Annotated in this window: 13 protein-coding genes; 4 read left to right on the plus strand and 9 right to left on the minus strand. The window is 71.6% G+C overall.

The window, feature by feature from the left end; genetic code table 11:
• Positions 1-178: 178 nt before the first annotated feature.
• Positions 179-778, plus strand: coding sequence for a TetR/AcrR family transcriptional regulator (locus FED44_RS06870; protein ID WP_117409587.1), 600 nt, complete (start codon positions 179-181; stop codon positions 776-778).
• A 112-nt stretch (positions 779-890) separates the two neighbouring features.
• Here FED44_RS06870 and FED44_RS06875 read toward each other — a convergent pair whose 3' ends face one another.
• On the minus strand, positions 891-2444 hold the full coding sequence (locus FED44_RS06875) for a WS/DGAT/MGAT family O-acyltransferase (RefSeq protein WP_138460111.1): 1554 nt from the start codon (positions 2442-2444) through the stop codon (positions 891-893).
• Positions 2445-2812: 368 nt separating this feature from the next.
• Here FED44_RS06875 and FED44_RS06880 point away from each other — a divergent pair, with 368 nt between their 5' ends.
• Complete coding sequence (locus tag FED44_RS06880; protein WP_244301763.1) at positions 2813-3637, plus strand: helix-turn-helix domain-containing protein; 825 nt, start codon at positions 2813-2815, stop codon at positions 3635-3637.
• 21 nt (positions 3638-3658) lie between these two features.
• Here the strand turns inward: FED44_RS06880 and polX are convergent, their stop codons facing one another.
• From polX to FED44_RS06920, 8 genes are all read right to left on the minus strand, one after another.
• Positions 3659-5344 (minus strand): DNA polymerase/3'-5' exonuclease PolX, encoded by a 1686-nt coding sequence (gene polX / locus FED44_RS06885; protein ID WP_138460113.1) that lies wholly within the window; start codon positions 5342-5344, stop codon positions 3659-3661.
• 75 nt (positions 5345-5419) lie between these two features.
• Positions 5420-5953 (minus strand): GNAT family N-acetyltransferase, encoded by a 534-nt coding sequence (locus FED44_RS06890; protein ID WP_138460114.1) that lies wholly within the window; start codon positions 5951-5953, stop codon positions 5420-5422.
• 82 nt (positions 5954-6035) lie between these two features.
• Positions 6036-7010, minus strand: coding sequence for an aldo/keto reductase (locus tag FED44_RS06895; protein WP_117409592.1), 975 nt, complete (start codon positions 7008-7010; stop codon positions 6036-6038).
• Positions 7011-7038: 28 nt separating this feature from the next.
• Positions 7039-8379 (minus strand): cytochrome P450, encoded by a 1341-nt coding sequence (locus FED44_RS06900; protein WP_138460115.1) that lies wholly within the window; start codon positions 8377-8379, stop codon positions 7039-7041.
• Complete coding sequence (locus tag FED44_RS06905) at positions 8376-8975, minus strand: GTP-binding protein (RefSeq protein WP_208758864.1); 600 nt, start codon at positions 8973-8975, stop codon at positions 8376-8378. Before FED44_RS06905 ends, FED44_RS06900 begins: the two co-directional genes overlap by 4 nt.
• Before the next feature lie 4 nt (positions 8976-8979).
• Positions 8980-9336 carry a DUF742 domain-containing protein gene (locus FED44_RS06910; protein WP_117409594.1) on the minus strand — a complete coding sequence of 119 codons (357 nt, stop codon included), beginning with the start codon at positions 9334-9336 and terminating at the stop codon, positions 8980-8982.
• Positions 9333-9767, minus strand: a complete 435-nt coding sequence (locus tag FED44_RS06915; protein ID WP_117409595.1) for a roadblock/LC7 domain-containing protein — start codon at positions 9765-9767, stop codon at positions 9333-9335. Before FED44_RS06915 ends, FED44_RS06910 begins: the two co-directional genes overlap by 4 nt.
• 92 nt (positions 9768-9859) lie before the next feature.
• A complete protein-coding gene (locus FED44_RS06920; RefSeq protein WP_138460261.1) occupies positions 9860-11341 on the minus strand; it encodes a sensor histidine kinase in 1482 nt (493 codons plus the stop codon).
• A 25-nt stretch (positions 11342-11366) separates the two neighbouring features.
• Here FED44_RS06920 and FED44_RS37135 point away from each other — a divergent pair, with 25 nt between their 5' ends.
• The gene (locus tag FED44_RS37135) at positions 11367-11549 is read left to right on the plus strand and encodes a hypothetical protein (RefSeq protein WP_138460116.1); all 183 of its coding nucleotides are present in this window, start codon (positions 11367-11369) and stop codon (positions 11547-11549) included.
• A gap of 292 nt (positions 11550-11841) precedes the next feature.
• Positions 11842-12903 (plus strand): hypothetical protein, encoded by a 1062-nt coding sequence (locus FED44_RS06930; protein ID WP_138460117.1) that lies wholly within the window; start codon positions 11842-11844, stop codon positions 12901-12903.
• Positions 12904-13002 lie beyond the last annotated feature (99 nt).

Genomic DNA, 13002 nt, shown 5'->3' on the forward strand with positions numbered 1-13002 from the left:
ACTGAGGTGAGCCGCTGAGGTGAGCCGCCGAGGTGACGCACTGACATGGGACGCCGGCCGCACCCCGCCGGCGCCCCCGTACGCCCGGCCGCGAGCCACCCGCCCGCGGCCGGGCGTATGACTGCCCTGTCCCTCGCGTCATGGTGCTGGAGCACCCGCTCTGGTTAGGGTTCGGTCCGTGGACCACCCCCTCCAGACCGCCAAGGCCTGGTCCCGTTCCCGGAGAAGGGCACGCCCGCAGGACGGCGACGCCCGCACCCGCATCCTCGACGCCGCCGAGGAACTGTTCGCGGGCGGCGGCTACGAGGCGACGCCGACGGCGCGGATCGCCGAGCTCGCCGGGGTGCCCAAGGGACTGGTCTTCCACTACTTCCCGCGCAAGATCGACGTGCTGGTCTCGCTGGTGGACGAGCGCACGGTCGTCACGGAGGAGGAGGTCGAGGCCCTGCCCGGCGACGCGGCGGGCACGCTGTCGCGTCTCGCCCGCGGGCTGCCGCTGCGGGCGTCCCCCGCGATGCGGCGCATCCTGTTCCGCGAGGCCGACACCCACCTGTCCGTACGGGAGCGGCTGGGCCGTCTCAACAGCGAGATCATCCGCAGGGCCAGGTTCGCCCTGGAGCTCGCCCTGCCGGGCGGGCGCGGCGACGCCGCCCGGGTGGAGGCCGCCGCCGCCACCTTCGCCGCGGTCCTGCTCTACCAGGAGAGCATCTGCCTGCTCACCGGCCACCACATCGACCCCGACGCGGTGGCGGAGCTGATCGCCAACGCGCTGCACTGATCTGCCGCCGATCCGCCACCGTTCGGCGACCGGTGAACCGTACTCATGAGCCACACCGATGAGCCGCACCGATGAGCCGCACCGCTCGGCGGCGCCGGCTCGCCGGACGTCCTCAGGCGGGCACCTTCTCCTGGCGCCCCTCCGGCTCCTGGCGCTCCTCCGGCGACTCCCGCCCGGGGTTCCCGTGCGGCGGCGCCTCGTCGAGCAGCGCGACGAGCTCGTCCATCGCCTCGCGCAGATGGCCGGTCACACTCCACACGTCCGGCACCCGGGTCGGGCACACGACGACGCCGAAGTCCAGCCGGTCGTCGTACGACGCGCAGGTGATGCTGATCCCGCCGGTGGCGTCGGTGACCACCGACAGCGGGTGGTAGGAGAGCATCCGCGCGCCGCACAGGTAGAGAGGCCGGCGCGGGCCGGGCACGTTCGACACGACGAGGTTCACGCCCGCTCCCGCCACTCCCGCGAGCCGGAACACGAGCGGCGTGGCCAGCGCGGCGAACGCGTTCGGCACCATCGCGCACACGTCGTCCAGCCAGCTGCGGTGGGAGACGGCGAAACGCCGCTTGGCGGCGCCCAGCGCGGCGCGTACGGCCGCGAGGCGCTCCCCGGGACGGGCGACGTCGGTCGCGAGCGGCGTGATCATCGCCGAGATGCGGTTGCCGACCCGCCCGTCCGGCGTGCCGGGCGATGCCGCCGTGGCGCGCAGCGCGACCGGCACGGCGGCGACCAGCGGCCGGTCGGGCAGCGCGTCGTGCGCGAGGAGCCAGCGTCGCAGCGCCGAGGCGCACAGCGTCATGACCACGTCGTTCGGGCCCATGCCGAAGGCCCTGGCCACTCTTCTGACCTCCGCGAGCGGCACCGACCCGAACGCGACCGCGCGCGCCGCCGAGATCGGGCCGTTGAACGGCGTGCGCGGCGCGGCCAGCGGCGGCGTCTCCGGCAGCCGGCGCGGGTCTCCCGCGAGCGCGCGGGCCGCCTGGGCCACCAGCCGCGCGTCGGGCAGCGCCGACAGCACCGGGATCGCGTCCAGGTCGGCGGCGGCGCGGGCGAGCGAGCAGAGCGCCTCCACCGGCTGCACGATCGTCCGGGTGATCGCCCCGGCGAGCATCGCGAGCAGCCCGGGCGGCTGCGGCGGCGCGGGGCTCGGGGACGCGGGTGCGGGCGCCTCCACGAGGCGCGGCTGCGGCGAGGGGTCGAGCAGCGCCGTCAGGATCTCCGACCCCGTCACGCCGTCGATCGCGCAGTGGTGCACCTTCATGTAGAGGGCGACCCGCCCGCCGGCCAGGCCGTGGATGAGGTGCGCCTCCCACAGCGGGCGTCTCCGGTCGAGCCGCCGCGCGTGGACGTCCGCCACGTACGCCGCGAGCTCCCCTTCGCCGCCCGGCGCGGGCAGGGTGGTCTCGTGCACGTGCGCGCCGAGGTCCACGTCCGGGTCGTCGATCCAGTACGGCCGGTCCAGGCCGAAGGGCACGTCGGCCAGCCGCATCCGCAACGGCGCGGCGAGGTGCAGCCGCTCGCGCAGCAGGGTGAGCAGGGCCTCGCGGGTCAGGCCCCCCGAGGGTGAGGAGGACGGGTCGAAGACGGCCACGCCGGCCACGTGAGCCGCGGTCGTCGCCGACTCCACGGACAGGAACTGCGCGTCGAGTGCCGTCAGCTGGCGCATCTCGTCATCCTCCTGGCACTCCTCCCCGGCGCTCGGCGATCACTCGCCTGCGTACCGTGACCATCATGGCAGTGGCGCGTTACCGCCGCATTTCTCCCGGGTGCCGCCGGGGGATGTCGAGGTGTGGCCGTGACCCGGGCCAGACGATCGCGGCCGGTCAGGATTCCCTTGCAACCGGTTACAGCCGCCGCCCCACGAATGGTGATCCGATATGACATGGTTGTTCGAAAGCGCCGGTACAGGCGCATCACTTGGCCATGCGCCACGTGCGGACCGAGGAGAGGACAGAGATGATCTCGGCTGGAGCGGGGACGACCTTCACGGACGGACGACCGGCTCAGCCGCGGGGCGGACCTACGGTCCTGCGCATGATGCTCGGCGGGCAGTTACGCCGCCTCCGTGAGAGCAGGAACATCAGCCGGGACGAGGCGGGGCGGGCGATCCGCGCCTCCAACTCGAAGATCTGCCGGTTGGAGCTCGGCCGCATCCCCTTCAAGCAGCACGACCTGGCCGAACTGCTCACCCTCTACGGCGTCACCGACAGCGCCGAGCGGGAGACGATGCTGGAACTGGCGCGACAGGCCGCCGTGCCCGGCTGGTGGCACCAGTACAACGACCTGCTGCCCAGCTGGTTCGGGCCGTACGTCGGGCTGGAGGAGGCCGCCTCCACCATCCGCACCTTCGAGGCGCAGTTCGTCAACGACCTGTTGCAGACCGAGGAGTACGCCCGCGCGGTCTTCCGCGTGCGCCACAGAAGGGCGTCGATGTCCGACATCGACCGCCGGGTCAGCCTCCGCCTGCGGCGTCAGCGGCTTCTCGACCACTCCGACGGGCCCCGGCTGTGGTCCGTCATGGACGAGGCGGCGCTCCGCCGCCCCGTCGGTGGCCGCGCCGTGCAGCGCGGCCAGATCAAGCGCCTGATCGAGGTCTCCGCGCGCCCGGACGTGACCCTGCAGATCCTGCCGTTCCGGGCCGGTGGTCACGCCGCGGCCGGGGGTTCCTTCACGATCCTGCGGTTCGCCGAGCCCGATCTCTCCGACGTCGTCTACCTGGAGCAGCTGAGTGGCGCTCTCTACCTCGACAAGCAGGAGGACGTCGACGACTACACCGTCGTGATGAGCGAGCTCAGCGTGCAGGCCGAGCCGGCCGCGAACACCGAGTCCCTGCTCCACGCGATACTCCGGGAGATCTGAGGCCGGGGGACCGAGATCTGGTCACCGGCCGCCGAGACGGGCCAGCAGCCGGTCGAGCGGCCAGGTGTTGACGACGTCGTCCGGCGTGAGCCAGGCCCGCTGGGCGATCCCCACGCCGTACCTCTGGTGGGCCAGATGCGGGATGGCGTGGGAGTCGCTGTCGATGGAGAACGTCACGCCGTGGTGGCGCGCGAGCCGCACGAGATCGGAGGGCAGATCGGCTCGGTCGGGATAGGAGTCGATCTCCATGATCGTGCCGGTCCGGGCGGCGGCGCGGAAGACGGCGTCCCAGTCGGCGTCCACCGGAGGCCGCTTGCCGATCTTCCGGGTCGTGGGGTGACCGATGACGTGGACGTGCGGGTTCTCGCAGGCCGTGACGAAACGGCGGGTCATCTCCTCCCGCGACTGGGTGAAGTGCGAGTGCACCGAGGCCACGCAGACGTCGAACCCGGCCAGCACCTCGGCCGGCCAGTCCACCGAGCCGTCGGGGGCGATGTTCAGCTCGCTGCCGTGCAGCAACCGCATGTCCGGATATTTCGCCTGAAGGTCGGCGATGCGGGCCCGCTGGGCGAGGGCCTTGTCGAGCGTCATCCGCTGCATGACCAGGTCGGGCGCGTGGTCGGTCACCGCGTAGTAGGAGTAGCCCCGGGCGGCCGCGGCGGCGACCATGTCCTCCAGCGAGGCGATCCCGTCGGTGAGGTCGGTGTGGGTGTGCAGGTCGCCCCGCAGGTCGCCCAGCTCCACCAGGCGCGGCAGCTCGCCGCGCAGCGCGGCCTCCACCTCCCCGCCGTCCTCACGGAGCGTGGGAGGCACCCACCGCATGCCGAGCGCCTGGTAGATCTCCTCCTCGGTCTCCGACGCGATCAGCCGCTCCCCGTCGAACAGGCCGTACTCCGAGAGCTTCCAGCCCTTCCTGACCGCCATCTCCCGGATGCGGACGTTGTGCTCCTTGCTGCCGGTGAAGTAGACCATCGCGGCGCCCCACGACTCGGCCGGGACCAGCCGCAGATCGACCTGCAGGCCGCGGTCGGTCCGCACCGAGGTCTTCCGCTCGCCCTTCGCGATGACCTCGGTGACGTACGGCTGCCGGGCGAACAGGTCCATCAGGCCGGGGTCGCCGACGGCGAGGACGTCGATGTCGCCGATCGTCTCGCGCATCCGCCGCAGCGACCCCGCGACGGCGATCCTCTCGGCGGGCAGCGAGGCGACGACCCGCTCGGCGAGGTCCGTCGCGATCCCGAGGTGGACCCGGTCGCCCGACCGCTCCATGTGCTCGATGCCCTTGAGCAGGTTCTCCTCGGTCCTGGCGCCGAAGCCGCGCACGCCGCCGAGGCGGCCGGCCCGGATGGCCTCGGCCAGGGCGGCGGGGGAGTCGATGCCCAGCTCCTGGAACAGGAACAGCGCCTTCTTCGGGCCGAGCGAGGGGATCCGGGTCAGCCTGCGCACCCCCTCGGGCACCCGCGCGCGCAGGTCGTCGAGCTGCCGGAAGCTGCCCCGCGCGAGGAACTCCTCGACCTTCTTGGCGATGGCCTCGCCCACCCCGGGGATCGACCGGACGTCGGTCTCGCCGAGGTCTCCGGGGAACCCCGCGATCGACTTGGCCGCCTTCTGGTAGCTGCGCACCCGGAACGCGTCCCCGCCGTTCAGCGCGAAAAGCTCGGCGTACTCCTGCAGCGCCGCGGCCGCCTCGTCATTGGCCCGTCCCATGTCCGCCAGCGTACGGCAGCCGTACGACAGGAACCGGGGCCAGGCGCATGGTCGGAGGGCATGGTCGGAGGCCGGTCACACGCGGGAGAACGGCTCGGCGTACGCGAACGGTCCGCGCGGCGCGGACCGTCCGAAGACGCGCACCTGGAAGAACTCGCCCCAGGACGGGTCCGGCGCCGCGACGCCGTGCGCCGAGGCGGGCTCGAAGCCGAACCGCCTGTAGTAGGCGGGGTCGCCGAGGAGCCCCACCAGCGGCTCGCCGAGCGCCTCCGCCGCCCCGAGCGCGGCGTGCACCAGCGCCGATCCGACTCCCCGCCGCTGGTGGGCGGGATGCACGGACAGCGGGCCGAGGCCGACCACGGGCACGGTCCCCACGTGGGCCCTGGTGCAGAGGACGTGACCCGCGATCCCGCCGTCCGGCGCCGGCGCGACGAGCGACAGCTCCGGCAGCCAGCCCGGGTCCGTACGCAGCTCGTCGAGCAGGACGGCCTCGACCGGCGGCAGGTGCGGCCGGCCCGGGTGGCGGGCCTCCTGGTGCGGAGCGAAGGCGGCGGCGACCACCTCACGCACGGCCTCGGCGTCGCCGGGGTTCTCACGTCGGATCAGCACCCGTACAGCCTGCCGCCCGCCCTCGGCCCCCGGCAACGCATTTCGGTCGTGACCCGCATGCCGCTCCGCGGCGGGCGGCCCGCTAGTACTGCGGCGACCTGGCCTGGTACGGCTCCTGCAGGAAGGCGATCTCCTCCTCGGTCAGCGTGAGGTCCACCGCGGCGAGCGCGTCGTCCACGTGGTGCTCCTTGGTCGCGCCGATGATGGGGGCGGTCACGCCCGGACGGCCGAGCAGCCACGCGAGGGCGACGGTGGCGGGCGAGACGCCCCTGTCGGCGGCGGTCCGCGCCACCCGGTCCAGGATCTCCTCGACGGCCGGTCCACCGTACAGCTGCCGCTGCCGGGCGCCGTCGCCGGTCTGCCGCGCGGTGTCGGCCGCCTGGCCGGCGCGGGCGAGCAGGCCGCGGGCGAGCGGGCTCCACGGGATGAGTCCCACGCCCTGGTCGAGGCACTGCGGGATCATCTCCCGCTCCTCCTCGCGGTCCAGGAGGTTGTAGTGGTTCTGCATCGAGACGAACCGGGTCCATCCGCGCCTTTCAGCGGTGTGCTGGGCCTTGGCGAACTGCCAGGCCCGCATGCTGGAGGCGCCGATGTAGCGGGCCTTGCCGGCCTTGACGACGTCGTGCAGCGCCTCCATCGTCTCCTCGATCGGCGTCTCGTCGTCCCACCGGTGGATCTGGTAGAGGTCGACGTGGTCGGTGCCCAGGCGGGTGAGAGAGGCGTCGACGGCCGACATGATGTGCTTGCGGGACAGGCCCCCGTCGTTCTGACCCTCGCCCATCGGGAAGTAGACCTTGGTGGCGAGCACGTAGTCGTCGCGCCGGGCGAAGATCTTGCGCAGCAGCCGCCCGGTGACCTCCTCGCTGACCCCGGCCGAATACATGTCGGCGGTGTCGAAGAACGTCACCCCGCCCTCGGCGGCCCTGCGGACGATGGGCTCGGCGAGATCCTCCTCCAGGGCCCAGCCGCCCCACTTGGAGGGCTCCCCGTAGCTCATCATGCCGAGGCAGAGCCTGCTGACCTTCAAACCAGTGGTGCCAAGTCGTCCGTATTCCATGTGAGCACCTTATTGCTCCGGCCTGACCTCACCTGGAGGCGTTCCAGGTGTTCGACAGGCCCTGGCCGGTCGGCACAGCCGGGCTGAACCGTACGGGCAGGGCCTCCAGGCTGCGAACCCACAGCGAAGGGCGCCAGCGCAGCGCGTCCGGTTTCACGGCGAGGTAGACGTCGGGCAGCCGGTCGAGGAGGACCTCCACGGCCGTCTTGGCGATGATCCCGCCGAGCTCGGGCGCGGGGAAGGGACAACCGTACTCGCCGTGGCCGAAGGCCAGGTGCGCCCGGTTGGCGCCGGAGCCGGCATGCGCGGCCGGTTGCACCTGCGGATCGGCGTTGGCCGCGGCGACACCGAGCACCAGCATGTCGCCCCGGCGGATGCGCCGCCCGGCCAGCTCGCAGTCCTGCACGGCCCAGCGATTGGGCATGTTCGGCGTGGGCGGGTCCTTCCACAGCACGTCGTTCAGCGCCTCGCCGACGCTGCTGCGGCCGCCCTGCAGGCTCATCGAGAAGTGGTCGTCCATCAGCATCAGCCGCAGGGTGCTGCCGATCCAGTTGGAGCAGTTGTCGTGGGAGGAGATCATCGTCATGATCAGGTCCTGGACGATCTCCTCGTCGGTGACCCGCGCGTGGTGGGCCAGCATGTGCGAGGTGAGGTCGTGGCCCGGCAGGGCGCGCTTGTCGGCGATGAGCCGGCTGAGCTTGCCCAGTATTCGGGTGACCGCCGGGAGGGCCTCCTCGCCCCCGCCCAGCACGTGGTTGACGTCCTCGACCAGCTCCGGCAGGTCGGTCTCCGCCAGCCCGAACAGCCGGGTGATGACCTGAGCCGGAATCCGGTCGGCGTACCGGGAGATGAGGTCGGTCTGGCCGTCCCCGGAGAACTCGTCGATCGCGCGGTCGGCGATCTGCTCGCAGATCAGGGCGAGCTCGGTGCGGTCGACGGTGTCCAGCGCGTCGCTGATGGCGCCGACCCGCCGCTGGTGCTCGGCCCCCTCGGTGTACATCACGGACGGCTGCCATGTCACGTACGGGCGCGCCGGCCAGTCAGGGGGGAGGAGGTCCTGCAGGTTCCAGCGCCTGGGGTCGCGGCTGAACAACCGCGGCTGGCTGGTGACATGGTGCAGCTCGCGATAACCGATCACGTACCAGACGGGCATGCCGTCGAGGAGAACGGGGACGACGGGGCCGTGCTCGCGGCGCATCTCCTGGAACAGCGCGGTCGGGTCGTCGCCGATCAGTGACGCGTGCAGTCGTACGGCATCGGCGTGGTCGGCGTATCCCTCCAGCGGCTCCCGTCTCCGCTCGGCATGCTGCGACGCGGGCGAGGCGGCGGACGGGTCTGTGGGGTCGTGGAGGGGAGGGGAGTTCGTCACGGCATGCTCTCTCGGGCGGGCAGCTGGTCGTAGGTGCGGGTGAGGTGCTCGATGAGCGTGATCAGCACGTGCTTGGACGAGGACCGCTCTCTCGCGTCGCAGTCGATGAGCGGGACCTCGGGCGACAGTGCCAGCGCCTCGCGCACCGAATCCAGGGTGGGCCCGTCGGTGAAGCGGTTGACCGCGACGACGAACGGGGTCCGGTGGTGCTCCAGCCGGTCGATGGAGTACCAGGAATCCTCCAGGCGGCGGGCGTCCACCAGGACGACCGCGCCCAGACTGCCGGCGAACAACTGGTCCCACACGAACCAGAACCGCTGCTGACCGGGCGCGCCGAACAGGTAGAGCACCTTGCTCTCGTTCAGCGTGATCCGGCCGAAGTCGAAGGCCACCGTGGTGGTCGACTTGGTCCGTACCCGGCTGGCGTCGTCGATGCCCACGCTCGCCTGGGTCATGAGCTCCTCGGTGCTCAGCGGGCGGATCTCGCTCACCGAGCCGACCATGGTCGTCTTTCCGGCCCCGAACCCGCCGACGATCACGATTTTCAGGGCGTCCGCGGCGGTCGTGCGTAGCGGCGTACGCGTGGTGGCCGCCATCTGGTCAGAGGTTGTGGAGTGCAACGAGCACCTGCCTGAGGATTTCGGGATCCGGTCGTCCGGCCTGTGCGGCGATCGACGGATGACGGACGGTGATGCGACCGGTGTCCAGCAGGTCGCACAGCAGGATCTTCACCACGCTGACCGGCAGCCGCAGTTCCGCCGAGATCTCCACCACCGCCGTCGGCCGCTGGGCCATCCGCAGGATCTTGATGTGCTCGGACTGCATACCGGGGGTGGGGGCGCACTCGCTGACGATGAGGGAGACGGAGTCGAAGGTCTTCTCATCGGCACTGGTACGCCCACCGGTGACCGTGTAGAGCCGGTCAGGGTCTTCTTGGTCGATGGCTCGCCGTGTCATCCGCGGTCGTCGCTGTTCTCCGCTTGCCGCGGCGCCGCGGTGAGGTACACCCCGATCTGCTCCACCAGTTCGTTCATGTTGTGCGCGATGAGCCCCACCTCGCCGTCCTCCTCGGCCACCACGGCCAGGTGGGCGCCGTCCCCGGCCGGCACGATGAGCAGCAGTCCGCCGGCGAACTCCACCATCGCCTGCCCCGCTCCGATGCCGTCCCCGAACTCGGCGGAGGCGCTCAGCGAGAGGCTCTGGATCCCGGCGGCCAGGGCGGAGAGCTGGTCGGCCCCGTCCCGGCCGAGGCCGGCGGTGAAGCTCATCTTCAGGCCGTCCCTGGTCAGCACCAGCACATGCCTGATCCCCGGGGTCTTCTTCTTGAGGTTCTCCAGTAGCCAGTCGAAGTCACGATCGGTGGTGTGCGAAGCGTCGGTTGTGCTCATAGAAACGACGGGGTGCCCCTTCGGCGCGGGAGGGACGCCCCCTGCCTCCTCATCTGTGAATCCAAAGACGTCCGGTGGTCGGCGGACGCGTGTCAAGAGTCGCCCGGGGCCGGGGGAGGGGCTGAAGGGGAAGTACGCCCACGGCCGCCGGCCTGGCGGAACGCGGCGAACCTCGCAGCCGAGTCGGGCCCCTCGCGCGCGGGCTTGGCCGGCGACGCCTGCCGCGCCCTGGTCGCCTCGGCCAGCGTCTGTCCCCGGCGCCGCCTGGGCAGCAGGTCTTCGGACGCGTCGGCCGGCCCCTCCTGCGCGGGTACGGCCGGTGCCTGCACGGCGGCCTGTACGGCGGCCCGCGCGGGGTGGCGGACCGACGCCTCGGCGTCGGGCGGCACGGTGGCCGACAGGGGCTGCGTGATCAGCAGGCGCGGGATCAGCATCACGACCCCCATGCCACCGCGGGCGGACGACCGGAAGCTGACCGTCAGGCCGTACTTGTCGACCAGGCGTCCCACGACCGCCAGGCCCAGCCGGGTACCGGACAGCGTCCGCAGGTCGAGCGGCTCGGACACGAGCCTGGTGGCGTGCTGCCGCTCGCGCGGGCGCATCCCCAGGCCACTGTCCTCGATCGTGATCACGACGCCTGCGTCCTCCTCGTCCACGTACACGTGGACCTCGGTGCCGTGCGCCGAGAACGTGGCGGCGTTGTCCATCAACTCGGCCAGCGCGTGCATCACGCCCTCGGCCGCGTACCCGGCGACGGCGACGGTGCTGGTGGAGTGCAGCCGGATGCGCCGGTAGGCGCTGATGCGGCCCATCGCGCCGCGCAGGACGCTCTCCATGACGATCGGCCGGGTCCATCGCCGCCCGGAACGGCCGCCGCTCAGCAGCGCGATGTTGTCCGCCAGCCGGCTCATCTGGGAGACGCGATGGTCCAGGTCCAGCAGGTCGGCGAACACCTCCTCATGCTCGCCGTACTGCTCCTCTAGCTCGCGCAGCCGGGCGAGCAGGCTGGTGGCCTGTGCCTGCACCCGGGCCGCGGCCCCGGCGCACGCCGCCATCACGGCGGTGCCCCTGCGCTCGCTCTCGGAGAGCTGCCGCGCCGTCTCGCGCAGCAGGTCGCGTAGCGGGTCCAGCCCCGGCTGGCGGATCTCGGCCAGCGCGGCGCTCACTGACATCCGGTCCGTCTGGATCCGCCGGAACAGCTCCGGCAGCGTGTCGTCGATCAGCCGGGAGATCTCGCTCTCGGTCGCATCGCGGGACACCTCGGCGGCGGCGCGCTCGCGTCCGAGCAGTTCGAGCTCGTGCCCGGCCGCTTCGAGCAGGTGCCGCAGCGGGCCGTCCGGAGGCTGCGGTATCCGGGAGAGCGAGTCGGCGACCGAGGCGCCGTCCCGCACCTGACGTCCCAGCGCGGGCAGCGACTCCTCGGCCGTCCGCAGCGTCTCCCGCTCCAGCCAGGCGAACCGCGCGCCGGCCCACTCGGCCCGCTCACGCAGCCGGCGACCGGTGCCGGCGTAGTGGACGGCGGCCGCGACGGCGCCGGACAGGAGTACGGCCGAGACCCCGCCGACGAGCGCCATAAGCACTCTGGCCTCATAAGGGGCGATGGACATCGCCCACAACCACGCGCAGGCCGTAATGATCACGGTGCCGAGAAAGGCGAGGACCACCAGTTCCCTTGGTGAAAACCTTCTCCGCGCCCGGTGGGGTACATCTACTGACATCGGCGTCCTCGGGGTGGCGGCAGAGCATGACAAGGCCGCGTCGAACCTGCTGTTCTTCCTGTAAGGCGGGACGGCCATGCGGTGCCGTTTCACAGCAGGGCGTGAACAGGCCCATACCGTAGCACCACGTCCACGACTAAGAACAGACAGTCACTCTGGAACCATGTGTTTCAGTTCTAATCAACCACGAGTCAATGCATCCGTTGACTAATACTCACTTTTTGGACATACGTGTATTTATAGTGATGATCTTCCACAGAACATCGAGGCCTCCTACAAGGTACTTTGAGTACCTTAATCGCCGGTCGCAGTGTTAAGGTACGGCGCGTACCCAAAACTGTGACGTACGGAGACCCATGCGTGTGTTCGGCATCAACTACGACGTCGGCTTCTCCACCGGCGGGACGACCACCCACGAACCCTTCGACCCGGACGTCGTGCGCCGCGAGATGCGGATCATCAGGGAGGACCTGCGCTGCGACGCCGTCCGCGTCACCGGAGCGGACCAGGACCGCCTGGAGATCGCGGCACGGCACGCCGCCGAGGCCGGGCTGGAGGTCTGGTACTGCCCGTTCACCAACGGGCCCACCTCCGGCGAACTGCTGGAGCTGCTCGTGGACGGGGCGGGGCGCGCGGAGCGGCTCCGCCGGGAGGGGGCGTCCGTCGTGTACCTCACCGGTTCCGAGATCAGCCTGTTCAACGGCGGATTCCTCCCCGGTGACGATCACGAGGAGCGGCTTCGCGCGCTGGCCGACCCGGAGCGCAGGACGGTCACCATCCCCGAAGCGCGTGCCCGGGTCAACGCCTTCCTCGCCCGGGCCGTCGCCGAGGTCCGCCGCCGGTTCGGCGGCCCGGTGAGCTACGGCTCGCTGCCGTTCGAGGGCGTGGACTGGACCCCGTTCGACGTGATCGCCACCGACGCCGGTTATCTCGACGGGGCCGCCGAGCCCGGCTTCCGTGCCGGGCTGCGCGCGCAGACCGCACAGGGGAAGCCGTTCGCCGTCACGGAGTTCGGGTGCGCCCCCTACCTCGGGGCCGGTGACCGCGCCTCTCGCGGCTACGGGATCGTCGAGTACGACGAGCGCGCGCGCCCGGTCCGCCTCACCGAGGCGGTCGTGCGGGACGAGGACGAGCAGGCGCGCTACGTACGGAGACTCCTCGAGGTCTACGACGAGGAGGGCGTGGACGCGGCGTTCGTCTACACCTTCGCCCGCTGGGACCTGCCGACCTCCGCGGACCCCGAGCGCGACCCCGAGCGGGACTTCGACCTCGCCAGCTACGGCGTCGTCAAGGTCCTCGAAGAGGGCAGCACCGGGACGGCGTACCCGGGACTGCCGTGGGAGCCCAAGGCGGCCTTCCACGCCCTGGCCGAATACGGGCGGGCCAGGGCCGCCGCCCGGGGGACGCGAACCACCTGACGCGAACCGGCCCCGCTGCCGCTCCGCCGGCTCCGTAACGGCGGCCAGGGCGCGCGGGCCGTGACGCTGTCGCGCGTACGGCGCCCACGCATTCGATCT

Origin of the sequence: Microbispora triticiradicis, from assembly GCF_005864065.1 — a bacterium.
Lineage (GTDB): Bacteria > Actinomycetota > Actinomycetes > Streptosporangiales > Streptosporangiaceae > Microbispora > Microbispora triticiradicis.

What these genes read in the sequence shown, in the direction of transcription:
- FED44_RS06895 (WP_117409592.1), bottom strand. Translation starts at nt 7,010, where the DNA reads ATGGAATACGGACGACTTGGCACCACTGGTTTGAAGGTCAGCAGGCTC.
- FED44_RS06915 (WP_117409595.1), bottom strand. Translation starts at nt 9,767, where the DNA reads ATGAGCACAACCGACGCTTCGCACACCACCGATCGTGACTTCGACTGG.
- FED44_RS06930 (WP_138460117.1), top strand. Translation starts at nt 11,842, where the DNA reads ATGCGTGTGTTCGGCATCAACTACGACGTCGGCTTCTCCACCGGCGGG.
- FED44_RS06910 (WP_117409594.1), bottom strand. Translation starts at nt 9,336, where the DNA reads ATGACACGGCGAGCCATCGACCAAGAAGACCCTGACCGGCTCTACACG.
- polX (WP_138460113.1), bottom strand. Translation starts at nt 5,344, where the DNA reads ATGGGACGGGCCAATGACGAGGCGGCCGCGGCGCTGCAGGAGTACGCC.
- FED44_RS06880 (WP_244301763.1), top strand. Translation starts at nt 2,813, where the DNA reads ATGATGCTCGGCGGGCAGTTACGCCGCCTCCGTGAGAGCAGGAACATC.
- FED44_RS37135 (WP_138460116.1), top strand. Translation starts at nt 11,367, where the DNA reads ATGGACATCGCCCACAACCACGCGCAGGCCGTAATGATCACGGTGCCG.
- FED44_RS06905 (WP_208758864.1), bottom strand. Translation starts at nt 8,975, where the DNA reads ATGGCGGCCACCACGCGTACGCCGCTACGCACGACCGCCGCGGACGCC.
- FED44_RS06875 (WP_138460111.1), bottom strand. Translation starts at nt 2,444, where the DNA reads ATGCGCCAGCTGACGGCACTCGACGCGCAGTTCCTGTCCGTGGAGTCG.
- FED44_RS06920 (WP_138460261.1), bottom strand. Translation starts at nt 11,341, where the DNA reads ATGGCGCTCGTCGGCGGGGTCTCGGCCGTACTCCTGTCCGGCGCCGTC.